The organism is Streptomyces sp. CB01373 (assembly GCF_002803075.1).
Classification (GTDB): domain Bacteria; phylum Actinomycetota; class Actinomycetes; order Streptomycetales; family Streptomycetaceae; genus Streptomyces.
The window spans coordinates 294,337-320,530 of sequence record NZ_NNBK01000002.1; the positions used below are offsets into that span (position 1 = coordinate 294,337).

At 70.6% G+C, this 26,194-nt stretch carries 27 protein-coding genes; 13 read left to right on the top strand and 14 right to left on the bottom strand.

The window, feature by feature from the left end; all coding sequences use genetic code 11:
• Nucleotides 1-42 precede the first annotated feature (42 nt).
• On the top strand, nt 43-852 hold the full coding sequence (locus CG719_RS03590; RefSeq protein WP_100566980.1) for an EI24 domain-containing protein: 810 nt from the start codon (nt 43-45) through the stop codon (nt 850-852).
• A 181-nt stretch (nt 853-1,033) separates the two neighbouring features.
• Here the strand turns inward: CG719_RS03590 and CG719_RS03595 are convergent, their stop codons facing one another.
• Nucleotides 1,034-2,005 carry an aldose epimerase family protein gene (locus CG719_RS03595; RefSeq protein WP_100566981.1) on the bottom strand — a complete coding sequence of 324 codons (972 nt, stop codon included), beginning with the start codon at nt 2,003-2,005 and terminating at the stop codon, nt 1,034-1,036.
• A gap of 79 nt (nt 2,006-2,084) precedes the next feature.
• A complete protein-coding gene (locus CG719_RS03600) occupies nt 2,085-2,963 on the bottom strand; it encodes an SGNH/GDSL hydrolase family protein (RefSeq protein WP_100566982.1) in 879 nt (292 codons plus the stop codon).
• A gap of 253 nt (nt 2,964-3,216) precedes the next feature.
• Between CG719_RS03600 and CG719_RS03605 the strand changes: the two genes are divergently transcribed.
• Entirely contained in the window at nt 3,217-3,711 is a 495-nt protein-coding gene (locus CG719_RS03605; protein ID WP_100566983.1) for a DUF3145 domain-containing protein, read from the top strand.
• 69 nt (nt 3,712-3,780) lie between these two features.
• Here the strand turns inward: CG719_RS03605 and fabF are convergent, their stop codons facing one another.
• From fabF to fasR, 5 genes are all read right to left on the bottom strand, one after another.
• Nucleotides 3,781-5,052: a beta-ketoacyl-ACP synthase II gene (fabF, locus tag CG719_RS03610; RefSeq protein WP_100566984.1), complete on the bottom strand. Its 1,272-nt coding sequence runs from the start codon at nt 5,050-5,052 to the stop codon at nt 3,781-3,783.
• Nucleotides 5,053-5,138: 86 nt separating this feature from the next.
• A complete protein-coding gene (locus CG719_RS03615; protein ID WP_003989952.1) occupies nt 5,139-5,387 on the bottom strand; it encodes an acyl carrier protein in 249 nt (82 codons plus the stop codon).
• A 100-nt stretch (nt 5,388-5,487) separates the two neighbouring features.
• Nucleotides 5,488-6,519, bottom strand: a complete 1,032-nt coding sequence (locus tag CG719_RS03620) for a ketoacyl-ACP synthase III (RefSeq protein ID WP_100566985.1) — start codon at nt 6,517-6,519, stop codon at nt 5,488-5,490.
• 21 nt (nt 6,520-6,540) lie between these two features.
• A complete protein-coding gene (locus CG719_RS03625; RefSeq protein ID WP_100566986.1) occupies nt 6,541-7,458 on the bottom strand; it encodes an ACP S-malonyltransferase in 918 nt (305 codons plus the stop codon).
• Nucleotides 7,459-7,547: 89 nt separating this feature from the next.
• Nucleotides 7,548-8,753 carry a fatty acid biosynthesis transcriptional regulator FasR gene (fasR, locus tag CG719_RS03630; RefSeq protein ID WP_100566987.1) on the bottom strand — a complete coding sequence of 402 codons (1,206 nt, stop codon included), beginning with the start codon at nt 8,751-8,753 and terminating at the stop codon, nt 7,548-7,550.
• Nucleotides 8,754-8,848: 95 nt separating this feature from the next.
• On the opposite strand from fasR, the gene CG719_RS03635 reads away from it, so the two are divergent.
• Nucleotides 8,849-9,511 carry a pirin family protein gene (locus CG719_RS03635; RefSeq protein ID WP_100566988.1) on the top strand — a complete coding sequence of 221 codons (663 nt, stop codon included), beginning with the start codon at nt 8,849-8,851 and terminating at the stop codon, nt 9,509-9,511.
• 25 nt (nt 9,512-9,536) lie between these two features.
• Here the strand turns inward: CG719_RS03635 and CG719_RS03640 are convergent, their stop codons facing one another.
• From CG719_RS03640 to CG719_RS03650, 3 genes are read right to left on the bottom strand one after another with little or no spacing between them, the layout of a single operon-like run.
• Entirely contained in the window at nt 9,537-10,094 is a 558-nt protein-coding gene (locus tag CG719_RS03640; protein ID WP_100566989.1) for a GNAT family N-acetyltransferase, read from the bottom strand.
• A gap of 16 nt (nt 10,095-10,110) precedes the next feature.
• Nucleotides 10,111-10,935: a serine hydrolase domain-containing protein gene (locus CG719_RS03645; protein WP_100566990.1), complete on the bottom strand. Its 825-nt coding sequence runs from the start codon at nt 10,933-10,935 to the stop codon at nt 10,111-10,113.
• Nucleotides 10,936-10,954: 19 nt separating this feature from the next.
• Nucleotides 10,955-11,425, bottom strand: a complete 471-nt coding sequence (locus tag CG719_RS03650) for a GNAT family N-acetyltransferase (protein ID WP_100566991.1) — start codon at nt 11,423-11,425, stop codon at nt 10,955-10,957.
• Between the two features lie 106 nt (nt 11,426-11,531).
• On the opposite strand from CG719_RS03650, the gene CG719_RS03655 reads away from it, so the two are divergent.
• Both CG719_RS03655 and CG719_RS03660 read left to right on the top strand, forming a co-directional pair.
• Nucleotides 11,532-12,005, top strand: coding sequence for a MerR family transcriptional regulator (locus CG719_RS03655; protein WP_199836494.1), 474 nt, complete (start codon nt 11,532-11,534; stop codon nt 12,003-12,005).
• 72 nt (nt 12,006-12,077) lie between these two features.
• Nucleotides 12,078-13,100, top strand: coding sequence for an aldo/keto reductase (locus CG719_RS03660; RefSeq protein ID WP_100566993.1), 1,023 nt, complete (start codon nt 12,078-12,080; stop codon nt 13,098-13,100).
• A gap of 27 nt (nt 13,101-13,127) precedes the next feature.
• Here the strand turns inward: CG719_RS03660 and CG719_RS03665 are convergent, their stop codons facing one another.
• The 3 genes from CG719_RS03665 to CG719_RS03675 all read right to left on the bottom strand — a co-directional run bounded on the left by CG719_RS03665 (nt 13,128) and on the right by CG719_RS03675 (nt 16,108).
• Nucleotides 13,128-13,982 (bottom strand): DUF4429 domain-containing protein, encoded by an 855-nt coding sequence (locus CG719_RS03665; protein ID WP_100566994.1) that lies wholly within the window; start codon nt 13,980-13,982, stop codon nt 13,128-13,130.
• 66 nt (nt 13,983-14,048) lie between these two features.
• A complete protein-coding gene (locus CG719_RS03670) occupies nt 14,049-15,266 on the bottom strand; it encodes an alpha/beta hydrolase (protein WP_100566995.1) in 1,218 nt (405 codons plus the stop codon).
• 149 nt (nt 15,267-15,415) lie between these two features.
• The gene (locus CG719_RS03675) at nt 15,416-16,108 is read right to left on the bottom strand and encodes a TetR family transcriptional regulator (RefSeq protein WP_100566996.1); all 693 of its coding nucleotides are present in this window, start codon (nt 16,106-16,108) and stop codon (nt 15,416-15,418) included.
• Nucleotides 16,109-16,319: 211 nt separating this feature from the next.
• On the opposite strand from CG719_RS03675, the gene CG719_RS03680 reads away from it, so the two are divergent.
• The gene (locus tag CG719_RS03680) at nt 16,320-17,870 is read left to right on the top strand and encodes an MFS transporter (protein WP_376493073.1); all 1,551 of its coding nucleotides are present in this window, start codon (nt 16,320-16,322) and stop codon (nt 17,868-17,870) included.
• A gap of 236 nt (nt 17,871-18,106) precedes the next feature.
• A complete protein-coding gene (locus CG719_RS03685) occupies nt 18,107-18,454 on the top strand; it encodes a small hydrophobic protein (RefSeq protein WP_100566998.1) in 348 nt (115 codons plus the stop codon).
• Nucleotides 18,455-18,536: 82 nt separating this feature from the next.
• Here CG719_RS03685 and aceE read toward each other — a convergent pair whose 3' ends face one another.
• A complete protein-coding gene (aceE, locus tag CG719_RS03690; RefSeq protein WP_100566999.1) occupies nt 18,537-21,284 on the bottom strand; it encodes a pyruvate dehydrogenase (acetyl-transferring), homodimeric type in 2,748 nt (915 codons plus the stop codon).
• A gap of 413 nt (nt 21,285-21,697) precedes the next feature.
• Here aceE and CG719_RS03700 point away from each other — a divergent pair, with 413 nt between their 5' ends.
• The 6 genes from CG719_RS03700 to CG719_RS03725 all read left to right on the top strand — a co-directional run bounded on the left by CG719_RS03700 (nt 21,698) and on the right by CG719_RS03725 (nt 26,181).
• Nucleotides 21,698-22,135 (top strand): DUF3052 domain-containing protein, encoded by a 438-nt coding sequence (locus tag CG719_RS03700; protein ID WP_199836495.1) that lies wholly within the window; start codon nt 21,698-21,700, stop codon nt 22,133-22,135.
• 119 nt (nt 22,136-22,254) lie between these two features.
• Entirely contained in the window at nt 22,255-22,713 is a 459-nt protein-coding gene (locus CG719_RS03705; RefSeq protein ID WP_100567000.1) for a peroxiredoxin, read from the top strand.
• A gap of 136 nt (nt 22,714-22,849) precedes the next feature.
• On the top strand, nt 22,850-23,425 hold the full coding sequence (locus CG719_RS03710) for a TerD family protein (RefSeq protein WP_100567001.1): 576 nt from the start codon (nt 22,850-22,852) through the stop codon (nt 23,423-23,425).
• A 114-nt stretch (nt 23,426-23,539) separates the two neighbouring features.
• Entirely contained in the window at nt 23,540-24,118 is a 579-nt protein-coding gene (locus CG719_RS03715) for a TerD family protein (protein ID WP_100567002.1), read from the top strand.
• 51 nt (nt 24,119-24,169) lie between these two features.
• Nucleotides 24,170-25,321 (top strand): DUF475 domain-containing protein, encoded by a 1,152-nt coding sequence (locus tag CG719_RS03720; protein WP_100567003.1) that lies wholly within the window; start codon nt 24,170-24,172, stop codon nt 25,319-25,321.
• Nucleotides 25,322-25,443: 122 nt separating this feature from the next.
• The gene (locus CG719_RS03725; protein ID WP_100567004.1) at nt 25,444-26,181 is read left to right on the top strand and encodes a TerD family protein; all 738 of its coding nucleotides are present in this window, start codon (nt 25,444-25,446) and stop codon (nt 26,179-26,181) included.
• Nucleotides 26,182-26,194 lie beyond the last annotated feature (13 nt).

Here is a 26,194-nt window from a genome sequence, read left to right on the forward strand (position 1 = left end):
CCCGGAGGGTGAGCGGGCGCGGGCCCCGCCTACAGTCTTCCCATGCGTGACCTCGGGGCCGGTTTCGCCCATCTCCTCAAAGGCCAGCGCTGGATGGCCCGGCACGGGCAGTCGTACCGCTTCGGACTGCTCCCCGGTCTGATCACCCTCGTGCTGTACGCGGCGGCTCTCACCGCGCTCGCGCTGTGGGGCGACGACGCGGTCACGTGGGCCACCCCCTTCGCCGACGACTGGCCGGGCCCGTGGTCCGGTCTCTTCCGCGGCCTGCTCACCGCCGTGCTGTTCGCCCTGGGACTGCTCCTCGCCGTGGTCACCTTCACGGCGGTCACCCTCCTGATCGGCCAGCCCTTCTACGAGAGCCTGTCCGAGCAGGTGGACCGGGACGTGTCGCCCGACGGCACGGCACCCGGGTCCGGCCTGCCGTTCTGGCGCGAGCTGTGGCTCTCGGCCCGTGACAGCCTGCGGATCGTCGTACGGGCCGCGCTGTGGGGCGTGCTGCTCTTCGCGCTGGGCTTCCTGCCGTTCGTCGGGCAGACGGTCGTGCCGGTGCTCGGCGTCTTCGTCACCGGCTTCTTCCTGACCGAGGAGCTCACCGCCGTCGCCCTACAGCGCCGGGGTGTCGGACTCGGCGGCCGGCTGGCCCTGCTGCGCTCCCGCAAGCTGCTGGTCTGGGGCTTCGGCGCCCCGCTCGGCCTGGCCTTCCTGGTGCCGTTCGTGGCGGTGTTCCTCATGCCGGGCGCGGTCGCGGGCGCCACCCTGCTCGCCCGTGAGCTGCTGGACGAGGAGACCGGCGACGCGGTCGTTCCGGCACCGCGGACGCCCCCTCCGTCGGAGTCTCCGGCACCCGCCTGACCCGGGGGCAGTGGCACAGCGGCGAAGCCGCCGGTGATTGTGAAGGGTTCGTACGAGATCGCGGGCCCGTGCCCGATGACCTGCCCCCTTCTCCTCCCGGCGGCTAACGTCTGGTCCGGGCCGAGTCCGCCCACCGGCAGCCCCGGCCCGGGACCTGACCCCCGGGCCGGGGCCGGCGCGTTCAGCGCGCCGAGAAGCCGTACACCGTCCGGGAGCGGAAGACCTCGCCCGGCCGCAGCTCGGTGCTCGGGAAGCCGGGGCGGTTGGGGGAGTCCGGGAAGTGCTGGGTCTCCAGGGCGATCCCGTCGCCGGGGGCGAAGGGGGCGGAAAGGTGGTCGCCGGTGTAGAGCTGGAGGCCCGGCTCGGTCGTCGCCACCGTCAGGACCCGGCCGGACGCCGGATCGTGCAGCTCGGCGACCTCCACCGGCTCGCTGGTGACGCCCTTGTCGAGGACCAGGTTGTGGTCGTATCCGGAGCCCGCCTTGCGCGGCTGCCGGAAGTCGAAGCGGGTGCCCGCCACCTCGTCGAGGGCGCCGGTCGGGATCAGCTCCGCGTCCACCGGGGTGTACCGGGAGGCGGCGAGCCGCAGTTCATGGCCGCCCGTGTCGCCGCGGCCGCCGAGGTTCCAGTACGAGTGGCTGGTGAGGTTGACGACGGTCGGCGCGTCCGAGACCGCCTCGTAGGCGATGTGCAGGGCGCCCGCCATGTCCAGGGTGTACGTCACCGAGACCTCCAGGCGGCCCGGGAAGCCCTCCTCGCCGTGCGGGCTGACCCGGCTGAGCCGCACCCCGTGCTCGACCGGCTCCACCTCCCACATCCGCTTGTCGAAGCCGCCGTCCCCGCCGTGCAGCGAGTTGCCGCCCTCGTTCTGCTCCAGCGCGTACGTCCGCCCGTCCAGCGGGAAGCGGCCCCCGGCGATCCGGTTGGCGTACCGCCCGATCAGCGCGCCGAGGAACGGCTCGGGGTGGGCCAGGTAGCCGTCGAGGCCGGGAAAGCCCAGCACCACGTCCGCCGTGTGCCCGTCCCGGTCCGGCACCTCGACCGACTGCACGATCCCGCCGTACGACAGCACCCGTACCCGCACCCCGGCCCGCTCCAGCGTCCAGCGGTGCACCTCGGTGCCGTCGGCCAGCGTGCCGAAGAGTTCACTCATGGGGAAACCCTAAGTCCTGTCGTCCGGGGGCCTTCAGGGGCGCTTCAAGGGCCGTCCGGGGGGCTGTTCAGGGGCAGCGTCAGGGTGTCTTCGCGGTGACGGTCCGATAGGCGATCTCGGCGATCCGCGCCTGGCCGTCGCGGCTCGGGTGGAACCAGTCCCAGTGGCTGAGCTGGTCGGTGCCGAAGCGGTAGTCGAAGACGGCGTTGTTGTCGAAGCGGCAGCGGCTGTCCTTCGCGCAGACCTCCTTCAGCACCCCGTTGTACGCCCGCACCCGGGCCTGCACCGTGTCGCGCCGCTTGGTGGCCGCCGCGTCCAGCGCGTCGGCGTCGCCCAGCATGGACGGGCAGATGCCGAGCTTCCAGATCTGCTTGCCCAGCGCGTTCGTACGGCCCTCGGACCACAGCCGCTTCAGGTCCGGCACGCTGGAGACGTACACCTGTGTCTTGGGCAGGGCCTGACGCAGTGTGTCCATCGCGACCTCGAACTCGGTCCGGAAGACCGCCACCGGCGTCATCGAGTCCAGGGAGTCGCGGCAGGCGTCGTTGGCTCCGGCCATCACCGTCACCAGCTGCGGCTTCTTCTTCACGGCCTGCGCCATCTGGCTGTGCAGATCGGACATCCGGGACCCGGTCACCGCGAAGTTCCAGCTGCTCCGGGCCGCCCCGGTCGCCCCGAGCAGCCGCACCGCCAGGCTGTTGACCGACGCGTCGCTGCCCGTCGCCCAGGACGCCTCCGGGCAGTCCGTCAGCACCAGGCAGGTGTCGAAGCCGCGGGTGATGGAGTCGCCGACCGCGGCGATCGAGGCCGGGCTCGTGTTCCAGACGGGCGGTGCCGCGGACGGGCGGGAGGCCCCGGCCCCCGCGCCGAGACCGGCGGCGTTGCAGCCCGCGGTGGCCAGTACGGCCGCCGCCACGACGGCGCGGGCGGCCCGGGTACGGTGACGTCTTTTCCGCATGCCGTGATCCCCTCGGTCGTCGTGAAGTGCTCCCCCCCATGAGAACGCGCGAGGGTTCCCGCCCCCACTCGAGTGGGCTGCGCGCACCCGTACAAGCGTCCCCCTGGGTGAATGGAGGGCGTTTCCTGGCACCGGGACCGACGGTACGTCACACTCCTTGCCCCGTCGCACGGTAGCCTCGCCATCAACGTGGCCTCACACGCCACCGCTGTCCGCCCGCCCGCACCATGTCCCGCTCTGCCCGGAGGTCCCGGTGACGACACGTGGAGTTCTGTACGTGCACTCCGCGCCGCGCGCGCTGTGCCCGCACGTCGAGTGGGCCGTCGCCGGGGTGCTCGGTACGCGCGTCAGCCTGGACTGGATCCGGCAGCCCGCCGCTCCCGGCACCTGGCGCTCGGAGTTCTCCTGGCAGGGCCAGCCCGGCACCGCATCCAAGCTCGCCTCCGCGCTGCGCGGCTGGCAGCTGCTCCGCTTCGAGGTCACCGCCGAGCCCTGCCCCACCGCCGAGGGCGAGCGCTACAGCTGCACCCCCGGCCTCGGCATCTTCCACGCCGTCACCGGCATCCACGGCGACATCCTCATCCCCGAGGACCGGCTGCGCGCCGCCCTGCTGCGCTCCCAGCGCGGCGAGACCGACCTGGAGGCCGAACTCGCCAAGCTCCTGGGCAAGCCCTGGGACGACGAGCTGGAGCCGTTCCGCTACGCGGGTGAAGGCGCCCCCGTGCGCTGGCTGCACCAGGTGGTCTGACGACCGCTCGCACAACAGAAGGGCCCCCACCGGTCGGTGGGGGCCCTTCTGACATCCGCTGCCGGGGTCTCAGACCGACCGGAACGCCAGCACGACGTTGTGCCCGCCGAAGCCGAACGAGTCGTTCAGCGCGGCGATACGGCCCTCGGCGGGCAGCTTGCGCGCCTCCCCGCGGACCACGTCCGCGTTCGCCTCGGCCTCGGGGTCGAGGTTCTCGACGTTGATGGTCGGCGGAGCCACCCGGTGGTACAGCGCCAGCACCGTCGCCACCGACTCCACGCCGCCCGCGCCACCGAGCAGGTGACCGGTCATCGACTTGGTCGCGGAGACCGCCATGTGGTCGGCGTCGTCGCCGAAGACCTTGCGCAGCGCCTTCAGCTCCGCGACGTCACCCGCAGGCGTCGAGGTGGCGTGCGCGTTGACGTGCACGATCTCCGCCGGGTCCAGGTCGGTGTTCTCGAGCAGGTGCTGCAGGGCGTGCGAGATGCCCCGGCCCTCCGGCTCCGGCTGGACGATGTCGTGGGAGTCGGCGGAGATGCCCTGGCCGACCGCCTCCGCGTAGACGCGGGCACCGCGCTTGGCGGCGTGCTCGGCGGACTCCAGGACGAGCACACCCGCGCCCTCACCGAGGACGAAGCCGTCCCGGTCGACGTCGTAGGGGCGCGAGGCGCCCTCGGGGTCCTCGTTGTTCTTCGACATCGCCATCATGTTGCCGAACGCGGCGATGGGCAGCGGGTGGATCGCCGCCTCCGTACCGCCGGCGACGACGACGTCGGCCCGGCCGGTGCGGATCATCTCGATGGCGTAGCCGATGGCCTCGGCGCCGGACGCACACGCGGAGACCGGCGTGTGCACACCCGCGCGGGCGCCCACGAGCAGGCCCACGTTGGCCGACGGGCCGTTCGGCATCAGCATCGGGACGGTGTGCGGGGAGACGCGGCGGACGCCCTTCTCCTTCAGCACGTCGTACTGGTCCAGCAGGGTGGTGACACCGCCGATGCCGGAGGCGACGACCGTGCCGAGCCGGTCCGGGTCGACGGAACCGTCCTCACCGGCCTTGCCGGTGAAACCGGCGTCCTTCCAGGCCTCCTGGGCCGCGATCAGCGCGAACTGCGCGGAGCGGTCCAGCCGGCGCGCCTGCGGCCGCGGGATGACCTCGGTCGGCTCCACGGCCACCGGGGCCGCGATACGGACGGCCTGGTCGGCCGCCCACTCCTGGGTCAGGGGCTTCACACCGGACTTGCCGGCGACCAGGCCCTCCCAGGTGGAAGCTACGTCGCCACCCAGCGGTGTGGTTGCGCCGATACCGGTGACGACCACGGTGCGATTGGTCGAGCTCACGGGAATTCTTTCTCCAACGGAACGAGGATTCGTACGGCGCCACCGCCGGGTGGCGGGGCAGTCAGCCCAAGGCTGTGATCGGTCGATCAGCCCTGGTGCTTGAGGATGTAGTCGGTCGCGTCGCCGACCGTCTTGAGGTTCTTGACGTCCTCGTCGGGGATCTTGACGTCGAAACGCTCTTCGGCGGCGACGACGACCTCGACCATGGACAGCGAGTCGACGTCCAGGTCGTCGGTGAAGGACTTGTCCAGCTGGACGTCCTCGACCGGGATCCCGGCGATCTCGTTCACGATCTCCGCGAGACCGGCGACGATCTCTTCCTGAGTGGCGGCCATGTCGGCGCTCCTTCGTAGATTTCCAGAGGGTGTGGCGCCCACCGCGTCAGCGGCAGGGGTGTGCGGTCCCGCACCGGAAGCATGATCCGGCACGGAGTGCCTAGGGGAGGGTAACGACCGTCGCGGCGTACACGAGACCCGCCCCGAAGCCGATGACGAGCGCGGTGTCGCCGCTCTTCGCCTCGCCGGTCGCCAGGAGCCGCTCCATCGCGAGCGGGATCGAGGCGGCCGAGGTGTTGCCGGTGGTGCGGATGTCACGGGCGACCGTGACGTGCTCCGGCAGCTTGAGCGTCTTCACCATCGAGTCGATGATCCGCACGTTGGCCTGGTGCGGGATGAAGACGTCCAGTTCGTCCGGGGTGATCCCGGCCGCGTCCAGCGCCTGCTGGGCGACCTTCGCCATCTCGAACACGGCCCAGCGGAAGACCGCCTGGCCCTCCTGCGTGATCGCGGGGAACTTGACGTTGCCCTCGCTGTCGACAGGGAGTTCGGAGACGTCGCCGATCCGGAAGCGGTCCCACGGGACGGTCTGCTTGATGGTCTCGGCCTTGTCGCCCTCCGAGCCCCACACGGTCGGGCCGATCGCGGGCTCCTGCGAGGGGCCGACCACGACCGCGCCTGCGCCGTCACCGAACAGGAAGGCCGTGGCCCGGTCCTCCAGGTCGGTCAGGTCGGAGAGCCGCTCCACGCCGATGACCAGCACGTACTCCGCCGAGCCCTCGACGACCAGGCCCTTGGCCAGGGTGAGGCCGTAGCCGAAGCCGGCGCAGCCCGCCGAGATGTCGAAGGCGGCCGCCTTGTCCGTGCCCAGCTTGTCCGCGATCTCGGTGGCGATGGCCGGGGTCTGGCTGAAGTGCGAGACCGTCGAGACGACCACGGCGCCGATCTGCGAGGCGTCGATCCCGGCGTCCGCGATCGCCTTGCCGGAGGCCTCGATCGACATCACCGCGACCGTCTCCTCGGGCGACGCCCAGTGCCGGGTCTCGATGCCCGAGCGCGAGCGGATCCACTCGTCGGACGAGTCGATCGTCTCGAGGATCACCTCGTTGGGCACCACGCGTGTGGGCCGGTAGCCGCCCACACCGAGGATGCGCGCGTACGGGGCACCCTTGCTGGGCTTGATCTTCGACATGCTCGTCGGCTCCTTAAGGCGTCAGGCGCTCGCGTGCTCGGCGATGAGCTCGCGGGCCGCGTCGAGGTCGTCGGGGGTCTTCAGCGCCAGCGTCTTCACGCCGGGCAGCGCGCGCTTGGCCAGGCCGGTCAGGGTGCCGCCGGGGCACACCTCGACGAGGGCGGTGGCGCCCAGCTCCTTGAAGGTCTCCATGCACAGGTCCCAGCGGACCGGGTTGGCGACCTGGCCGACCAGCCGCTCGACGACCTCGGCGCCGCTGTGCACGGCCCGGCCGTCCTTGTTGGAGACGTAGGTGACCTTCGGGTCGGCGGGCGAGAGCGCCTTGGCGGCCTCCGCCAGCTTCTCGACCGCGGACGCCATGTGGTGCGTGTGGAAGGCGCCGGCCACCTTCAGCGGGACGACCTTGCGCACGCCCTCCGGCATGTCCTCGCTCAGGGCGGCGAGCTGCTCCATGGTGCCGGCGGCCACGATCTGGCCGGCCCCGTTGACGTTCGCCGGGGTCAGGCCCAGCTTGCCCAGGTGCGCCGTGGACACGTCCGGGTCGCCGCCGAGCAGCGCCGACATGCCCGTCTCGGTGATCGCGGCGGCCTCGGCCATGGCCAGGCCGCGGCGGCGGACCAGGGTCAGCGCCGCGGTGTCGTCCAGGACGCCCGCGAACGCGGCGGCGGTGATCTCGCCGACGCTGTGGCCCGCGACCACGTCCGCGCCGGTGTCACCCAGTGCCGCTGCCGACAGCAGCCCGGCGGCGACCAGCAGAGGCTGGGCCACCGCGGTGTCGCGGATCGCGTCCGCGTCGGCCTGCGTGCCGTAGTGGACGAGGTCCAGGCCGATGGCGTCGGACCAGGCGGCCACACGGTCGGCGGCGCCGGGCAGTTCGAGCCAGGGAGTCAGGAAGCCGGGCGTCTGGGCGCCTTGGCCGGGAGCGACGAGTACGAGCACTCTCACACTCTCTCTTGGGGACGGCCGCGACCGCCCGTGGGGACAGGGACGAAGAACAGGAAGGGGTTTTGTGGGCCCCCGACAAAAGCCTAGGCCTGGGGATCTCCGTCGGCCAGACGCCCAAGGATCAGTGCGATCCGCAGGGTGAACGCGGATCGTACATCGGAGGGTGACCAACCGGTGACGTCAGTCACACGTCGGAGCCGGTAGCGCACGGTGTTCGGGTGAACGAAGAGCATCCTGGCCGCGCCTTCCAGACTGCTCGCCTGCTCCAGATAGACGCTGAGCGTTTCGAGAAGAGCGGAGCCGGCTTCCTCCAGCGGTCTGTAGATCTCCTCTACCAACTGCTCCCGCGCGCCAGGGTCACCGGCGATGGCGCGCTCCGGCAGGAGATCGTCCGCCAGTACCGGCCGCGGCGCGTCCTGCCAGGCCGAGCAGGCCTTCAGTCCGGCCGCGGCGGCCTGCGCGGACCGGGTCGCGGCGAGCAGATCGGGCACGACGGGCCCGGCGACGACGGGGCCCGGGGCATACGGCCCGATCAACGACTTGGCCACCGCCAGCGGATTGTCGCTGCCGCCCGCGATCACGACCAGCCGGTTCCCGAGGACCCCGGTGAGCACCTGGAGCTTGGCGTGCCGGGCGGCCCGCCGGATGGCCTCCACGGTCAGCTCGGAGTCCCCGTCGGGCGCGGTCCCGAGCACCACGCACACGTGCTCGGGAGAGTTCCAGCCCAGGGCGGCGGCCCGCGACACGGCCCCCTCGTCGGCCTCCCCGCTCAGCACCGCGTTGACGACCAGGGACTCCAGCCGGGCGTCCCAGGCACCGCGTGCCTCGGCGGCCTGCGCGTAGACCTGGGCGGTGGCGAAGGCGATCTCACGGGCGTAGACGAGCAGCGCCTCCCGGAGCGCGGACTCGTCGCCCGGCGCCGCCACCTCGTCGATGGCCGACTCCATGACCTCGATCGTGGTGCGCACCATCTCCACGGTCTGCCGCAGCGTGATCGCCCGCGTCAGCTCGCGCGGCGCGGTCCCGAACACATCGGTGGAGATCGCCTGGGGCGCGTCCGGGTGCCGGAACCACTCGGTGAAGGCGGCGATGCCCGCCTGGGCGACCAGCCCGATCCAGGAACGGTTCTCCGGGGGCATCGCCCGGTACCACGGCAGCGTCTCGTCCATCCGCGCGATCGCCTGCGCGGCCAGCGACCCGGAGGACTTCTCCAGTCTTTTCAGGGTCGCGGCATGGGGATGGACGGAGTGGACTGCGGCATCGGCCTGGCGGGTTTCGGGTTCGGGCACGGGGACAAGACTGCCTCATCCGGACGTGCGTGCGTGTGGCCGGGTCTGGCCTGGGCTGCCGGGGCCCCTCACGGCCGGGCGTTACGGTGGTCCGCGTGACGACGGAAGTACGGCGCGCGGCAGAGCGCTACGAGGGCGGCGAGCCGGCCGCCGGAATCACCTCCCGGCACGCCTTCTCCTTCGGCCCGCACTACGACCCGGACAACCTCCGCTTCGGCGCGATGATCGCCTGCAACGAGGAACACCTGGCACCCGGCGCCGGTTTCGACGAGCACCGGCACAGCCACACCGAGATCGTCACCTGGGTCGTCGAGGGCGAACTGACCCACCGCGACTCCACGGGCCGCGAGACGGTGGTCCGCCCCGGCGACGTCCAGCGCCTGAGCTCGGCGGGCGGCGTCCACCACGTGGAACGCAACGCAGGCCCCACCCCCCTGACGTTCGTCCAGACCTGGCTGGCCCCCCTGGAGCCCGGCGGCACCCCCTGCTACGAACTCGTCCACGGCATCGCCGACTCCACCCCGTACGCCGTCCCGGAGGCCGGCGCCATGCTCCACGTCCGCCGCCTGGCGGCGGGGGAGCGGACGGCGGTCCCGGACGCGGCGTACGTGTACGTCCATGTGGCGCGGGGCGAAGTGCGCCTGGGCGAGGATGAGTTGGGCCCGGGGGACGCGGCCCGCCTCACGTCGGCCAGGGATGCCGAGGCGGTGGCCCTGACGGACGCGGAGCTGCTGATGTGGGAGATGGCGGCCGGCTGACCCCGTGAACGGGGGCGATGCCCCGTTACCTCCCCGGCCCCCGGCCGTCGGGCTCGTCGTCCCACCGCGGGAGCGTGACGCGCCCACTCAGCCAGTCACGGCGCAGGATCGCGTAGCCGACCGTGTCGTGGAGCGTGCCGTCCCGGTCCGGCCAGGCGTCCCGGTAGTGGGCTTCCTTGGCGTAGCCGCAGCGCAGGAAGACGCGGCGCATCGGGTGGTTGTCCTGGCGCGTGGTTCCCTCGATGCGACGGATGTGCGGGAACTCCTCGAACAGATACCGCGTCAGCCAGGTCACGGCCTCGCGGCCGATGCCGCGCCCCCGGTGCCCGGCCCGCAGGCGAAGGTCGAACAGGGGCGTGTCGTCGGCCAGGTCCATGAGCCGGACCAGGCCGACGGGCTCCTCGGGGGCGAGGATCCAGAAGCTCCTGTTCTCCTCGCTCTCGAAGCGTCCCTCGGCGATCCACTGGCGGGCCGTGTCGCCGTCCACCTCGCTGACGCTGTGCAGCGGCCAGCTCTCACCGGTCAGGAAGCGGACCAGGGGCTCGGTGTCGTAGGGGAGCAGGCGCCGGAAAGCGATGTCCATGGCAGCCGGCTGGGGTTCAGGCGGCGCGCAGTTCGGACAGGACCGCGTCCGTGAACGGCGGCCAGGCCTCGGTCGCCCACGGGCCGAAGGCGCGGTCCGTCAGGGCGACGCAGGCCGCGCCCGCGGCGGGGTCGGTCCACAGGAACGTGCCGGACTGGCCGAAGTGGCCGAAGGTGCGGGGGGAGGAGGAAGCGCCCGTCCAGTGGGGGGACTTGGAGTCGCGGATCTCGAAGCCGAGGCCCCAGTCGTTGGGGTTCTGGTGGCCGTAGCCCGGCAGGACGCCCTTGGTGCCGGGGTACTGGACCGTCATCGCCTCGGCGACCGTGCGCGGGTCCAGCAGGCGCGGGGCCTGTATCTCGGCGGCGAAGAGGAGCAGGTCGTCGACCGTCGAGACCGCGTCCTTCGCCGGGGAGCCGTCCAGGGTCGTCCGCGTCATGCCCAGCGGGGCCAGGACCGCCTGGCGCAGGTACTCCGCGAACGGGATGTCCGTGACCTTCGCCACATGGTCGCCGAGCTGCTCGAAGCCCGCGTTGGAGTACAGCCGCCGCTCGCCGGGCGGGGCCATCACCCGGTGTTCGTCGAAGGCCAGCCCCGAGGTGTGGGCGAGCAGATGCCGGACGGTCGCGCCGGGCGGGCCGGCCGGCTCGTCCAGCTCGATCGCGCCCTCCTCGTAGGCGACGAGCACCGCGTAGGCCGCCAGCGGCTTGGTGACCGAGGCCAGCGGGAAGGGCCGCGCGGTCGGGCCGTGGGTGCCCAGGACCGTGCCGTCCGCGCGGACCACGCCCGCCGCCGCGGTGGGGACCGGCCAGTTCTCGATCGACGCCAGGGAGTTCAACGACATGACGTCGAGCCTATGCCGCTCACAGGCGCAGCCGCATCGAGGGGTCGGGCTTGCGCACGAAGCCCAGATCGGCGTAGAGCGGCGCGGCCTCGGCGGACGCGTTGAGGTCGACGTGTGCCGCGCCCCGCTCCCGGAACCAGTCCAGCAGCGACTCCATGCACGCGCGCGCGTATCCGTGGCGTCGGGCGTCCGGATCGGTCGCGACGCTGAAGACGTATCCGACCCGCCCGCGCGGATTGTCCGCCCGCCCGATCCGGTACTCCAGCGTCCCGGCCGCGAGCGAGGCCAGCGCCCCCGGCTGCTCCGGGTGATCCACGACGAACGCCGCGAAGTCGCCGTCCTGCTCGGCGAGCCGGACCTTCAGTACCGGCAGGGACTCCGCGTGCCAGTCGGTGGAAGGATCGGTGCCGTGGACCGAGTCGATCATCACCTGGCGCAGTCGCAGCACTTCCGCGGCGTCCTCGGGCTCGGCACGTCGTACGAGACTCATGACCGGCACGCTAACGACCCCGCACGTCCCGCGTCGCGCGCATTTTCCGCCCCGGTGCCGGGCCCGGCTTGCCTGGAGCGCACTCGAAAGTCATAGCGTTGAGGTCATGACGGTGACGCAGACCACGGCCGTGACCATCGAGAAGACGGAGGAAGCCCCCACCGGCGCCGACCTCTGTTCCGCCCCGCCCCGGCGGCACCCACGCCCCGACGGGCAGGACGGATACACGATCAGCGAGGTCGTCGCCTTCACCGGGCTGACGGCCCACACCCTGCGCTGGTACGAGCGGATCGGCCTGATGCCCCACGTCGACCGCTCGCACACCGGCCAGCGCCGGTACACCAACAGCGACCTCGACTGGCTCGACCTGGTCGGCAAGCTCCGGCTGACCGGGATGCCGGTCGCCGACATGGTCCGGTACGCGGAGCTGGTGCGCGAGGGCGAGGGCACCTACGGCGAGCGGTGCGCGCTGCTGGAGGCGACCCGCCGGGACGTCCTGGCCCGGATCGGCGAACTCCGCGACACGCTGGCGGTACTGGACCGCAAGATCAGCTTCTACGCGGACGCCGGACGACACTGAGCGGCGGAAGCGCCCCCGAGACGCCGCGAATTCCTGAGAAGACGCACGCTCCTGAGAAACGGAGACAACGCGATGACCGAAAGCAGGATCCCGACCGTACGGCTGGGTGAGGAGGGACCGGAGGTCGGCGTACAGGGCCTCGGCTGCATGGGCATGAGCTTCGCCTACGGCCCCGCGGACGCGGAGGAGTCCCGCGCCGCCCTGGAACGCGCCCTGGAACTGGGCGTGACCCTCTACGACACGGCCGACGCCTACGGACGGGGCGAGAACGAGCGGTTCCTCGCGCCCTTCCTCAAGGCGCACCGGGACGAGGTCGTGATCGCCACCAAGTTCGCCCTGTCGATCCCGCCGGACGAGCCGAACAGGCGGATCATCCGCAACGACCCGCCGTACATCCGGCAGGCCGTCGAGGCGAGCCTGCGGCGCCTGGACGTCGACGTGATCGACCTCTACTACATGCACCGCCGCGACGTGAACGTCCCGATCGAGGAGAGCGTCGGGACCATGGCCGACCTGGTGCGCGAGGGCAAGGTGAGGCACCTGGGCCTGAGCGAGGTCACGGCCGGCGAGCTGCGGGCCGCGCGGGCCGTGCACCCGATCGCCGCGGTGCAGTCGGAGTGGTCGCTGTTCAGCCGCGACATCGAGGCACATGTGGTGCCCGCGGCGCGCGATCTCGGCGTGGCGCTGGTGCCGTACTCGCCGCTCGGCCGGGGCTTCCTGACCGGCCGGTTCGTCGACGCCGAGAAGGATCTGACCGGCGACGACCTCCGCCGCACCATGCCCCGCTTCCAGGGGGAGAACGCGGTGGCCAACGCCGCCCTGCTGGAGCCGGTCCGCACGGTCGCAGAGGCCCACGGAGCCTCGCTCGCGCAGATCGCGCTGGCCTGGGTGCAGCAGCAGTCGTCCGTGCACGGCCTCCCGGTCGTCCAGATCCCCGGCACCCGCAGGGCGAGCCGGGTGGAGGAGAACGCGGCGGCGACCCGGATCGCCCTGACGGACGAGGAACTGGCGCTGCTTGAGCCGATCGCCGCGAAGGTGTCGGGGCCGCGTTACGCCGACATGTCGTTCACGTCGCGAAGCCGGGAGGAGCGGTAGCCCCGCGGCTCGGCCGAGCGGTAACTCCTACAGCTCGGAGAGGAGTTCCGCCTTCTTCAGCGAGAACTCCTCGTCGGTGACCAGCCCCGCCCGATGAAGCTCCCCGAGGTGCCGGATCCGTTCCGCGATGCCGGCCGGGTTCCGGTGCGGGGCCGGCACCGGTACCGGCGTCGCCGGACCCCTCTCCCGCACCGCCGCCAGGACGGCTGCGGCGAACGGCAGTGACTCGTGCACCGGCCCGTATCCGAGCCCGAACACCACCGAGGCCGGATCCTGGTCCGGCTGCGACAGCGGCGCGGCGGCGGCCGGATCGCGCGGCAGCAGCCGCAGATGCCCCTCGAAGGCCTCGGGCGAGCGCCACTCCACCCCTCCCATGTCGGCGACGGGGAAGCTCTGGTCCCCGGCCTTCCACTTGGCCGAGGACGCTCCCGTCCGGGACCACCGGAACCGCACCGCCGTACCGTCGAAGGACGCCTTCCCGTCGTACGCCTTGAACTGGAGCGGGGCCTCCGGTGCCGCCACCAGGTGGCGGTCGGCCGGTCCGCTCGCGAAGAGCCGGGCGCGCAGTCGCTCGGCGTAGCGCTCGGCCGGTGTCTCCTGTTCGGCGGGCAGCACCAGGCGGTACGGGTCGCAGCTCTCCTTGAGCTGCCCGTCGGCCGCGTCCATCAGCGGGTCGGCGCCCGGTCTGGGCTCGGCACGCAGGACCATGGTGCCGCGGCGCCCCGCGCCGAGCGTCACGCCCGCGAGGGCCGCCAGCGGGATCCTGCGGGTTCCGAGGACCTGGAAGAGCTTGGGTGTTCGAATCCCCCGTTCGTAGCGGATGAGCACGGAATCGGACTCGAACTCCCAGGCAGCATGAAATCCGGCCAGTACATCACCCATGCGGCTCATCGTAGGGGGCCGGGGCTCCTTCGTCCCTCCCCGGGCGGACCGCAGTTCCTGCTGTCTCTACGCGCGTCCGGCCGGAGTCGCACCGGACAAATCCGCCCGGCATCCGTCGTCGTCATGTGCGCACCGCACCGAGCCGTACGCGCCGACCCCGATCTCGGCGAAGTTGGCCAGGCTGTCGGTGCCCGGCTCGAAGTAGCCGGCGTGGCCCTTGGCGCCCTGTGCCGAGAGAACCCGTGCCCCGAACGCCGGGGAGACCGGGTCGGCGCCGTGGCCGAGGCCGCCGAGTTCGAGGTAGGGCACGTCCTGGATCCAGTCGGTGGCGTCCCGCATCGCCCACACCCGGGCGGAGGTGTGCAGGTGGGAGGCGCTCTGCACGCGCATGCCCGGGCTGGCGGCCACCGCTATGTCGGAGACCCGCCGCGGCAGGGCACGCGCGGCCACGCCGCACACCACCGACCCGTAGCTGTGGCAGAACAGCGAGACGGAGGAGTCGCCGGGCAGCCCCCGCAGCAGCTTGTTCAGCCGCACCGCGCCCTCCGTGGCGCGCATCGCCGTGGCCGCGTCCACGCCGAGTCCGCTCGGCGAGGTGTAGTCGGCCCAGGCGATCACGGCCGTACGGGTCGACGGGTCCGCCTCGCGCTCCGCCGCGTACAGCGACTTCGCCATGCCGAACGGCGCCGAGTACGGGCGGTAGGTCTTCCGGAAGGTGATCAGGTCGGTGTCGACGCCGGGGACGACGACGGAGACCCGTTCGGCCCTGCGCAGGTCGCCGAAGACCTCGGCGACCCGGCCCGAGCCCTCGGGGTCGAAGGCCAGGATCTGCCGGTCCTTCGCCATCAGCGAGGTGTAGCGCTGCATGCGGCGGCCCGCGTCCTGCTGCCCGGCCGGCGAGAGCCGGCTGTCGTGCGTGCGGGCCTGCTCGGCTCTGCACGCCTGGCGCAGCGCGATGCGGTTGGCCTGGTAGCGCAGCCCGACCGGGGCGCCGTCCATGTTGCCGACCGCGAGCGGATAGCGACGGGCGAGCCGGGCGCGGTCCTGTGCGCCGAGCGAGCCGAAGAAGCGCCGCAGCAGATCGGGGGAGGCGTCCGCGTCCGGCAGCCGGTGCCCGTGCAGGTGGCCGTGGTCCCAGGCGGTCTGCGACGCCTGGAGGGCGGTGGTCCCGCGATGGCCGCGCACCGCGGTCCAGCCGGTGGTGGCCAGCATCACGAAGACCACGGCCAGCGCGAGCAGTGCGCGCCAGACGTTGAGTTGTGGGGAGGCGTCGAAGGAAGTCACTGGAAGGACACACTAGGAGAACGAGACGGTCTCGCGTTAACCGAGTGACAGGTATCACGTTTCGAGCGGTGTGACGGTGACCTCAGCCGGTGAGCGTGTCCAAGGTCCGGCGGGCGTACGGCAGTTCAAGATCGGCGGAATGTGCCGGTTCAACGCTGCGGGCTCGTGCGCCAGTTCCCGGTGAGCGCGGGTCCCACCTGATCGAGGTACGCGGCGGTGAGTTCGCGCATGGCCTCCGCGCCGGCGTTTTCACGCGTGCTCCACTGGCAGCTCGTCACGCGCATCACCGCGCCGAACACGGCCACCGCCAGCCGCGGCCGCGGGTCGGTGTCCACGTCGAGGCCCTCGCGCTCGGCGAGCAGCCGCGCGATCTGCTCCTCGGTCTCCGCCGAGCGCCGCAGATGCTCGGCGAGCAGGGCCGGCGTCGACTCGATCACCCGGAACATGCGCAGATACAGCTCCACGGGCACGACGCTCCCCACGGCGTCGCTGATCGTGTCCCAGCCCTCCAGCAGGCTCCGGCGCAGCGCCTCCAGCGGAGCCTCCCCGGGCGGCCGGGCGCGCAGCGAGTCGACGAAGTGCGCCTCCACCATCTCCTGCACGGCGAAGGCGGCCTCCTCCTTGCCCGGGAAGTAGCGGAAGAAGGTGCGCTGGGAGACGTCGACGGCCTCGGCGATCTCGTCGACCGTCGTCCGTTCGTACCCCTGGGCGGTGAACAGTTCCAGCGCCGCCCGCAGCAGTGCGTCGCGGGTGCGCCGCTTCTTGCGTTCGCGCAGTCCCGGCCGTGCCGCCGTCCGTGACAGCGTCCGTGGCGCCGTCCCGGCGGTCCCCGCCGTCTCCATGGACCTCTCCGGACCTCTTTCCCGCACCGCTTCCCCGAACGCGAACCGTTTCCCCTGATCAGACTATAGGGGAGTGACACGTCAGTTACCGACTTGTGAATTGGTTTGTCGTTTGTCAGTGACTGTCATTAGCCTCGAATGTATGACTAGTCAGACCACCATCGACACGACGGGGCCGGGGGACGGCGCCTCTGCGGGCCTGCCGGACCCCATGCCCGCCAAGGGGCTGCGAGGGCACCCGTGGGTCACCCTGATCACCGTCGCCGTAGGGGTCATGATGGTGGCCCTCGACGGCACCATCGTGGCCATCGCCAACCCCGTGATCGGCAGGGAGCTGCACGCGACCCTCGCCGATGTGCAGTGGATCACCAACGCCTACTTCCTCGCCCTCGCGGTCTCCCTGATCACCGCGGGCAAGCTGGGTGACCGCTTCGGGCACCGGCAGACCTTCCTCATCGGTGTGACCGGCTTCGCCGCCGCCTCGGGCGCCATCGGCCTGTCGGACACCATCGCCATGGTCATCATCTTCCGGGTCTTCCAGGGCCTGTTCGGCGCGCTGCTGATGCCGGCCGCGCTCGGCCTGCTGCGGGCCACCTTCCCGGCCGAGAAGCTCAACATGGCCATCGGCATCTGGGGCATGGTCATCGGTGCCTCCACCGCAGGCGGCCCGATCCTCGGCGGTGTGCTCGTCGAGCACGTCAACTGGCAGTCGGTGTTCTTCATCAACGTGCCCGTCGGCGCCCTCGCCCTGGTCCTGGGCCTGCTGATCCTGCTCGACCACCGCGCCGAGAACGCGCCGCGCTCCTTCGACATCCTCGGCATCGTCCTGCTCTCCGGAGCGATGTTCTGCCTGGTGTGGGCCCTGATCAAGGCTCCGGCCTGGGGCTGGGGCGACGGCACGACGTGGACGTTCATCGCCGCGTCCGTGCTCGGCTTCGCCGCCTTCGCCTTCTGGGAGACCAGGGTGAAGGAGCCGCTGATCCCGCTGGCGCTGTTCCGCTCGGTCCCGCTGTCCGCGGGCGTGGTGCTCATGGTCCTGATGGCCATCGCGTTCATGGGCGGCCTGTTCTTCGTGACCTTCTACCTCCAGAACGTCCATGGGATGAGCCCGATCGAGGCGGGCACGCACCTCCTCCCGCTCACCGGCATGATGATCGTCGGCTCCCCGCTCGCGGGATTCATGATCACCAAGGTGGGCCCGCGCATTCCGCTGGCGGGCGGCATGGCGGCCACCGCGCTCGCCATGTACGGCATGTCCACGCTTGAGACGGGCACGAGCGGCCTCACCATGTCACTCTGGTTCGCCCTGCTGGGCCTCGGCCTCGCCCCGGTCATGGTCGGCGCCACCGAGGTCATCGTCGGCAACGCGCCCCTGGAGCTGTCCGGTGTGGCCGGCGGTCTCCAGCAGTCCGCCATGCAGATCGGCGGCAGCCTCGGTACGGCCGTGCTGGGCGCGGTGATGGCCTCCAAGGTCAACAGCGACCTGGCCGGCAACTGGAAGGACGCGGGGCTCCCGCCGCTCACCCACACCCAGCTCGACCAGGCCTCCGAGGCGGTCCAGTTCGGCGCGGCGCCGGTGCCGGAGGGTACGCCCGAGGCGATCGCCACGAAGATCACCTCCGTCGCGCACGAGACGTTCATCTCCGGGATGAGCCTCGCCTCCCTCGTGGCCGCCGGGATCGCGGCCGTGGCCGTCCTGGTGGCTCTGTTCACCAAGCGCGGGGAGAACGCGGAAGCGGGCGCGGGCGTCGGCCACATCTGACGGCGCCCCAAATCGGCGGAGTTCGCCCGTCAGGGTGACTCCGCCGAAGATCCCTCGCCTCCGGTGCATACCGCGGGTGACAGTGGGTCAAGTCCTCCGCAGGGGACGGGGGAGAAGCGGCCGGCGCGCGCTGCCGGAGGGGGGCAGCGCGCGGGCGGCTTCGGCGGCCGGAACCGGGGTACCCGCACCTACGAAACCCAGAGGAACTCCAACTCGACAGATTTCCAAGGGAGTTGATGATGGCGGGCTTCGGAGGCGGAACGCGCGGGTACCCCCGTTCACGCGGCCGGACGGGGCAGCGATGGGGGTCCCCCCTGCTCAAGCGAAGCCGGGAGCTTGGGGGACGGCCGGACCGCGCGACACTCGGGATCATCGGGACCATCTGCGCGGTCGCCGGTTTCTTCGCGCTGGGGATCGTCCTCGGCCCGGCGGCGGTCGTCTGCGGCTGGCTCGCGATGGGCCGCACCTGGGCGGGCGACCGCTCGCTCCCGGCCCTGGTCGCCGTGGTCCTGGGCGCCATCGACACCCTCCTGGCCGTCGTCTGGCTGGCCGGAGCGGCAACGCCGGGCGGCGGCCTGTTCTGACACCGGACAAGAGTTCTGGCACCGGACAAGAGGGCGGCGGACCGATGGTCCGCCGCCCTCTCGCGGCTTCAGGAGCGTCTCCCTAGGCGTCGCCGCCCGCCGTGCCCGGGTCGGCCGCCGACACCTCCAGGATCCGGTAGCGGTCCAGAGCCTGCTTCAGCACCGACCGGTCGACCCTGCCCTCCCGGGCCAGCTCCGTCAGCACCGCCAGCACGATCGACTGGGCGTCGATGTGGAAGAACCGCCGCGCCGCCCCGCGGGTGTCGGCGAAGCCGAAGCCGTCGGCACCCAGCGACTGGTACGTACCCGGCACCCACCGCGCGATCTGGTCCGGCACCGAGCGCATCCAGTCGGAGACGGCCACGAACGGCCCCTCGGCCGCGCTCAGCCTCCGCGTCACCCACGGCACCCGCTGCTCCTCCTCCGGGTGCAGCAGGTTGTACTCCTCGCACGCCACGGCCTCGCGCCGCAGCTCGTTCCAGGAGGTCGCCGACCAGACACCGGCCCGGACGTTCCAGTCCTCGGCGAGGATCCGCTGCGCCTCCAGGGCCCACGGGACCGCCACACCCGACGCCATGATCTGCGCCGGGATGTCGCCCGCCGTGCCCTCGCCGAGCCGGTGCAGGCCCTTGAGGATGCCCTCGGTGTCCACGTCCGCCGGCTCGGCCGGCTGCTGGATCGGCTCGTTGTAGACGGTGAGGTAGTAGAAGACGTCCTCACCGTGCGGATGCCGTTCGTCGCCGCCGTACATGCGGCGCAGTCCGTCCTGCACGATGTGCGCGATCTCGTACCCGTACGCCGGGTCGTAGGCCACGCACGCCGGGTTGGTGGAGGCCAGCAGCTGGGAGTGCCCGTCGGCGTGCTGGAGCCCCTCACCGGTCAGGGTCGTGCGGCCGGCGGTCGCGCCCAGGACGAAACCGCGCGCCAACTGGTCGGCCATCTGCCAGAACTGGTCGCCGGTGCGCTGGAAACCGAACATCGAGTAGAAGACGTACACCGGGATCAGCGGCTCGCCGTGGGTGGCGTAGGCCGAGCCCGCCGCGATCAGCGAGGCCGTGCAGCCCGCCTCGGAGATGCCGTCGTGCAGCATCTGCCCGGTCGGCGACTCCTTGTAGGCGAGCAGCAGATCGCGGTCGACGGACTCGTACTGCTGGCCGAGCGGATTGTAGATCTTCGCACTCGGGAAGAAGGAGTCCATGCCGAACGTGCGGTACTCGTCCGGCGCGATCAGCACGAACCGCCCGCCGATCTCCTTGTCCCGCATGAGGTCCTTCAGCAGCCGGACGAAGGCCATGGTGGTCGCGATGGACTGTTGGCCCGAGCCCTTCTTCACGGACGCGTACGTCCGGTCGCCCGGAAGGCGGAGCGGCTTGGAGCGCACGATCCGGGTCGGCACGTAGCCGCCGCAGCCCTTGCGGCGGTCGTGCATGTACTGGATCTCCTCGGTCTCCCGGCCCGGGTGGTAGTACGGCGGCGGGCCGGACTCCAGCTCCCGGTCGGAGATCGGCAGGTGCAGACGGTCGCGGAAGTGCTTGAGGTCGTCGACCGTCAGCTTCTTCATCTGGTGGGTGGCGTTGCGGCCCTCGAAGTTCGGGCCGAGCGTCCAGCCCTTGACCGTCTTGGCCAGGATGACCGTCGGCTGCCCCTTGTGGTCCAGGGCCGCCTTGTACGCCGCGTAGATCTTGCGGTGGTCGTGGCCGCCGCGGCCCAGGTGCAGGATCTGCTGGTCGGTCATGTGCTCGACCATCTTGCGCAGCCGGTGGTCGTCGCCGAAGAAGTGCCGGCGGATGTAGGCGCCGGACTCGGTGGCGTAGGTCTGGAACTGGCCGTCCGGCGTGGTGTTCATCCTGTTGACCAGCACGCCGTCGCGGTCCTGGGCCAGCAGCGGGTCCCAGGTGCGGTCCCAGATGAGCTTGATCACGTTCCAGCCGGCGCCGCGGAAGACCGACTCCAGCTCCTGGATGATCTTGCCGTTGCCGCGCACCGGGCCGTCCAGGCGCTGGAGGTTGCAGTTGACCACGAAGGTCAGGTTGTCCAGGCCCTCACGGGCGGCGATCGACAACTGGCCGAGCGACTCCGGCTCGTCCATCTCGCCGTCGCCGAGGAACGCCCACACGTGCGAGTCGGAGGTGTCCGCGATCCCGCGCGCCTGCATGTACCGGTTCATCCGGGCCTGGAAGATCGCGCCGATCGGACCGAGGCCCATGGAGACCGTCGGGAACTCCCAGAAGTCCGGCATCGAGCGCGGGTGCGGATAGCTGGACAGTCCGTAGGGCGCCTTGGACTTCTCCTGGCGGAAGCCGTCCAGGTGCTCCTCGGAGAGACGGTCCAGCAGGTACGCGCGCGCGTAGATGCCCGGTGAGGCGTGCCCCTGGAAGAAGACCTGGTCGCCGCCCCTGCCGTCGTCCTTGCCGCGGAAGAAGTGGTTGAAGCCGACGTCGTAGAGGGAGGCGGAGGAGGCGAAGGTGGCGATGTGGCCGCCGACGCCGATGCCCGGCCGCTGGGCGCGGGAGACCATCACCGCGGCGTTCCAGCGCGTGGCGTTGAGGATCCTGCGCTCGATCTCCTCGTTGCCGGGGAAGAACGGCTCGCTCTTGGTGGGGATGGTGTTGACGTAGTCCGTGCTGCGCATCTCGGGCACGGCCACGCGCTTCTCGCGGGCGCGCTCGATCAGCCGGAGCATGAGGTAGCGGGCGCGCTCACGGCCCCGCTCGTCGACCGCGGCGTCGAGCGAGTCGAGCCACTCCTGGGTCTCCTCGGGATCGAAGTCAGGAACCTGACTCGGGAGGCCGCCAATGATGATCGGGTTTCGATCGGATCCGGAAGCCACGCTGTTCCTTACCTGTCAGAGGGCTGACATGTCTGCGGCGAATCTGGGTTCGTTCTGTTGGTTTCCTGTGTTCCTGTAGGTTTGTCTGACTGTGTCTGCGCCGTTCCCCATCGTGTACCTCGCACGAGCCGCACGTCATCTCTACCGCGGGGTAACCGACGGCTCTCTCCGGCAACCCCTGCCCGGAGGTGTGCTCCCGAACACGCGAACCGGACAGAACGGTGTGGTGTGTGTCACCGCTGATCGCGATACCGTGTCAGAAGTTGCGGCGACACAGCCGGGATCGTCACCGTTTCGGCGGTCTGAACCGCCGGGTACTTGCGCGATCCGGCCCGCCCGTGTGGACTACGGCCAATGCTTCGCGCATGCGCGTGGCTGAAGACCTAAATCGCAACATCATCAGGAGGCAACCCGTGAGCGCGACCGCGGACCACGCGGAGGAGCGGACCAGCCCAGCCGCCAGGTTGGGATTCCAGCCCGGGCAGGTGGTCCAGGAGATCGGCTACGACGACGACGTAGACCAGGACCTCCGCGAGGCCATCGAGGAAGCGATCGGCAGCGAACTCGTGGACGAGGACTACGACGACGTGGCCGACGCCGTGGTGCTGTGGTTCCGCGACGACGACGGCGACCTTACGGATGTGCTGGTGGACGCCACCACGTACATCGAGGAGGGTGGCGCGATCCTGCTCTTCACGCCGAAGACGGGCCGTGCCGGGTACGTGGAGCCGAGTGACATCTCGGAAGCCGCGACCACGGCGGGGCTGTCGGCGAGCAAGAGCGTCAGTGTCGGCAAGGACTGGAGCGGCAGCCGCCTCGCGACGCCCAAGGCAGCCAAGCCGAAGAAGTAGCTCCACTTCGTCCCCGGACCGACGGACGGGCCGACTTGTGTCGGCCCGTCCGTCGGCCTGCGGTGATCACTGCGTAGGGTGGCATCACCCGAACAGGCCCACCGAAGGGAAGCAGGACGATGGCGATCCAGGTCGGCGACAAGGCGCCCGACTTCGAACTCAAGGACAACCACGGCCGGACCGTGCGGCTGTCCGACTTCCGTGGCGAGAAGAACGTGGTGCTGCTCTTCTACCCGTTCGCCTTCACCGGTGTGTGCACCGGCGAGCTGTGCGCCCTGCGCGACAACCTGCCGAAGTTCGTCAACGACGACACCCAGCTGCTCGCCGTCTCCAACGACTCCATCCCCACCCTGCGCGTCTTCGGCGAGCAGGAGGGCCTGGAGTACCCGCTGCTGAGCGATTTCTGGCCGCACGGCAACACTTCGCGCGCCTACGGCGTCTTCGACGAGGGCAAGGGCTGCGCGGTGCGCGGCACCTTCATCATCGACAAGGAGGGCGTCGTGCGCTGGACGGTCGTCAACGGCCTGCCGGACGCGCGCGACCTGAACGACTACGTGAAGGCGCTCGACACCCTGTGACCCGGTGCCCCCGACACCGGTGATTCTTCGGCTCCAGGGCCTGCGTGGCGCGGGAACCCGTCACTAGGATCGAGTCGTTGATCCCATATCCGATGCACGACGGGGCTCCCCGCCCCAGGACACCAATGGAGGACTCGTGGGAGTCAGCCTCAGCAAGGGCGGCAACGTATCGCTGACGAAGGAGGCCCCGGGCCTGACCGCGGTCCTCGTCGGCCTGGGCTGGGACGCCCGCACCACGACCGGCAGCGACTTCGACCTCGACGCCAGCGCGCTGCTGCTGAACAACTCCGGCAAGGTGGTCAGCGACCAGCACTTCGTCTTCTTCAACAACCTCAAGAGCCCCGACGGCTCGGTGGAGCACACCGGTGACAACCTCACCGGCGAGGGCGAGGGCGACGACGAGACGATCAAGGTCAACCTGGCCGGCGTCCCGGCCGACGTCGACAAGATCGTCTTCCCGGTCTCGATCTACGACGCCGAGAACCGTCAGCAGTCCTTCGGTCAGGTGCGCAACGCGTACATCCGCGTGGTGAACCAGGCCGGCGGCCAGGAGATCGCGCGGTACGACCTCAGCGAGGACGCCTCGACCGAGACGGCCATGGTCTTCGGCGAGCTGTACCGGCACGGCGCCGAGTGGAAGTTCCGCGCCATCGGCCAGGGCTACGCCTCGGGCCTGCGCGGCATCGCGCAGGACTTCGGCGTGAACGTCTGAGCCAAGGTCCGCCCGGCTTCGACCAATCCCGACCCGTCCGGCGCCGCGCGTTTCAGCGCGGCGCCGGACGCGCAGGACAACCAGACAGGCACCACCTCGGGGAGGACCAGCATCATGGGCGTCACGCTCGCCAAGGGAGGCAACGTCTCCCTCTCGAAGGCCGCACCGAACCTGACCAACGTCATGGTCGGACTCGGCTGGGAGGAGCGCTCCACCACCGGAGCCCCCTTCGACCTCGACGCCAGCGCGCTGCTGTGCACCGGCGCCAACCGGGTGCTGGGCGACGAGTGGTTCGTGTTCTACAACCAGCTCACGAGCCCGGACGGCTCCGTGGAGCACACCGGCGACAACCTCACCGGCGAGGGCGAGGGCGACGACGAGACGATCCTGGTGGACCTCACCCGAGTGCCCTCGCAGTGCGAGAAGATCGTCTTCCCGGTCTCCATCCACATGGCCGACGAGCGCGGACAGACCTTCGGGCAGGTCTCGGACGCCTACATCCGCGTGCTCAACCAGGCCGACGGCACGGAACTCGCCCGTTACGACCTGAGCGAGGACGCCAGCACGGAAACCGCGATGATCTTCGGCGAGCTCTACCGCTACCGGGGCGAATGGAAGTTCCGCGCGGTGGGCCAGGGGTACGCGTCCGGGCTGCGCGGAATCGCCCTAGACTTCGGGGTCAACGTTTCGTAAAGCCAAGTGCGGCGCGGGGGAGACCCGTACCGGATACGGATTGGGTAGCCAGTGCTCCTGAAAACCTTCGGCTGGTCGTTCGCGGTGACCGCGGTCGGCCTTGCCGCGGCGGTCTTGTACGGGGGGTGGACCGCCTTCGGAATCGTGGCGATCCTGTCGATCCTCGAGATCTCGCTGTCCTTCGACAACGCGGTGGTCAACGCCGGAATCCTGAAGAAGATGAATGCCTTCTGGCAGAAGATCTTCCTCACGGTCGGCGTACTCGTCGCGGTCTTCGGCATGCGGCTGGTCTTCCCCGTCGTCATCGTCGCCATCAGCGCCAAGATGGGCCCTGTCGAGGCCGTCGACCTCGCGCTCAACAACAAGGACCACTACCAGCAGCTGGTCACGGACGCCCACCCCGCGATCGCCGCGTTCGGTGGCATGTTCCTGCTGATGATCTTCCTCGACTTCATCTTCGAGGACCGGGACATCAAGTGGCTGCCCTGGATCGAGCGGCCGCTCGCCAAGCTCGGCAGGATCGACATGCTGTCGGTCTGCATCGCCCTGGCCGTGCTGCTCATCACCGCCTTCACCTTCGCCACCCACGCCCACCAGCACGGCGGCGCGCACGTCGACAAGGCGCAGACGGTACTGATCTCCGGCATCGCCGGTCTGATCACCTACATGGTCGTCGGCGGACTCTCCGGCTACTTCGAGGACAAGCTCGAGGAGGACGAGGAACGCGAGCACGAGGAGGAGGAAGAGGCCGCGCGCACCGGCAGGAAGCGTTCGGCCGTCGCCCTGGCCGGCAAGGCCGCGTTCTTCATGTTCCTCTACCTCGAGGTGCTCGACGCGTCCTTCTCCTTCGACGGCGTGATCGGCGCCTTCGCCATCACCAACGACATCGTCCTGATGGCCCTCGGCCTCGGCATCGGCGCCATGTACGTCCGTTCACTCACGGTCTACCTGGTCCGCCAGGGCACCCTCGACGACTACGTCTACCTGGAGCACGGCGCGCACTACGCGATCGGCGCGCTGGCCGTGATCCTCATGGTCACCATCCAGTACCAGATCAACGAGGTGATCACCGGCCTGGTCGGCGTGGTCCTCATCGCCTGGTCCTTCTGGTCCTCGGTGCGCCGCAACCGCGCCCTGGCGGCGGCCGAGGGAAGCCCGGCGGGCACGGCGGACACCCAGAGCGAGGTCTCCTCAGGGGTGTGACACCCCTCCGGGGGAGGGAACGCTTCTGTGCGGGGCGGCCGCCGGGAACCGGGTCGAACCGGTCCTCCGGGGCCGCCCCGTCGCGTGGGTCCGGTGTGTGTGAACTGGGGGCGGAAAGGGACATGGGCTTCTTCGACGGTCTGCTGGGAGGGCGCGCGGCCGACTTCGACTCGGGCAGCGCCTCGACCAACGCGATCGAACTGACCAAACGGCACCACCATGTGTCGCTGACCAAGCAGGGCGCGGCCACCGGCCATCTGCGCGTCAACCTGGCCTGGCGGATGCGCACCTCCGACCTCGGCGGTCCGACCCGGGACAGCCTGCTGCGGCACCCGCTCAGGGCGCTCAAGCCGCCGCAGGTGATCGGGCACAGCCAGAGCATGGTCAACGTCGACCTCGACCTCGGCTGCATGTACGAGCTGTCCGACGGCACCAAGGGCGTCGTACAGCCCCTCGGCGGCTTCCTCGGCGACGTCAACGCACCGCCGTACGTCAAACTCAGCGGCGACGACCGGTTCGGGTCCGCGTCCGGCGAGACCATGTACATCAACCTCGACCACCGGGACCAGATCAAACGGCTGCTGGTCTTCGTGTACATCTACGACCAGACTCCGGCCTTCGACCGCACCCACGCGATCGTCACGATGTACCCGAGCAACGGCCCGCGCATCGAGATCGGCCTCGACGAACGCCACCCGCAGGCACGCTCGTGCGCGGTGGTCCTGATCGAGAACGTCAAGGACGAACTGATCGTCCGCCGCGAGGTCAAGTTCGTCTACGGCTTCCAGTCGGAACTGGACCGCCTGTACGGCTGGGGCCTTCAGTGGGGCCGTGGCTACAAGTCCAAGGCCGACCGGTAGCGCACCCCGCCCC

Excerpts from the sequence above, each read along its gene's own strand:
- CG719_RS03590 (WP_100566980.1), top strand. The coding sequence starts at position 43 with ATGCGTGACCTCGGGGCCGGTTTCGCCCATCTCCTCAAAGGCCAGCGC.
- CG719_RS03595 (WP_100566981.1), bottom strand. The coding sequence starts at position 2,005 with ATGAGTGAACTCTTCGGCACGCTGGCCGACGGCACCGAGGTGCACCGC.
- CG719_RS03600 (WP_100566982.1), bottom strand. The coding sequence starts at position 2,963 with ATGCGGAAAAGACGTCACCGTACCCGGGCCGCCCGCGCCGTCGTGGCG.
- CG719_RS03615 (WP_003989952.1), bottom strand. The coding sequence starts at position 5,387 with ATGGCCGCCACTCAGGAAGAGATCGTCGCCGGTCTCGCGGAGATCGTG.
- CG719_RS03620 (WP_100566985.1), bottom strand. The coding sequence starts at position 6,519 with ATGTCGAAGATCAAGCCCAGCAAGGGTGCCCCGTACGCGCGCATCCTC.
- CG719_RS03640 (WP_100566989.1), bottom strand. The coding sequence starts at position 10,094 with ATGGACATCGCTTTCCGGCGCCTGCTCCCCTACGACACCGAGCCCCTG.
- CG719_RS03645 (WP_100566990.1), bottom strand. The coding sequence starts at position 10,935 with ATGTCGTTGAACTCCCTGGCGTCGATCGAGAACTGGCCGGTCCCCACC.
- CG719_RS03650 (WP_100566991.1), bottom strand. The coding sequence starts at position 11,425 with ATGAGTCTCGTACGACGTGCCGAGCCCGAGGACGCCGCGGAAGTGCTG.
- CG719_RS03655 (WP_199836494.1), top strand. The coding sequence starts at position 11,532 with ATGACGGTGACGCAGACCACGGCCGTGACCATCGAGAAGACGGAGGAA.
- CG719_RS03660 (WP_100566993.1), top strand. The coding sequence starts at position 12,078 with ATGACCGAAAGCAGGATCCCGACCGTACGGCTGGGTGAGGAGGGACCG.
- CG719_RS03665 (WP_100566994.1), bottom strand. The coding sequence starts at position 13,982 with ATGGGTGATGTACTGGCCGGATTTCATGCTGCCTGGGAGTTCGAGTCC.
- CG719_RS03675 (WP_100566996.1), bottom strand. The coding sequence starts at position 16,108 with ATGGAGACGGCGGGGACCGCCGGGACGGCGCCACGGACGCTGTCACGG.
- CG719_RS03680 (WP_376493073.1), top strand. The coding sequence starts at position 16,320 with ATGCCCGCCAAGGGGCTGCGAGGGCACCCGTGGGTCACCCTGATCACC.
- CG719_RS03685 (WP_100566998.1), top strand. The coding sequence starts at position 18,107 with ATGATGGCGGGCTTCGGAGGCGGAACGCGCGGGTACCCCCGTTCACGC.
- CG719_RS03705 (WP_100567000.1), top strand. The coding sequence starts at position 22,255 with ATGGCGATCCAGGTCGGCGACAAGGCGCCCGACTTCGAACTCAAGGAC.
- CG719_RS03715 (WP_100567002.1), top strand. The coding sequence starts at position 23,540 with ATGGGCGTCACGCTCGCCAAGGGAGGCAACGTCTCCCTCTCGAAGGCC.
- CG719_RS03725 (WP_100567004.1), top strand. The coding sequence starts at position 25,444 with ATGGGCTTCTTCGACGGTCTGCTGGGAGGGCGCGCGGCCGACTTCGAC.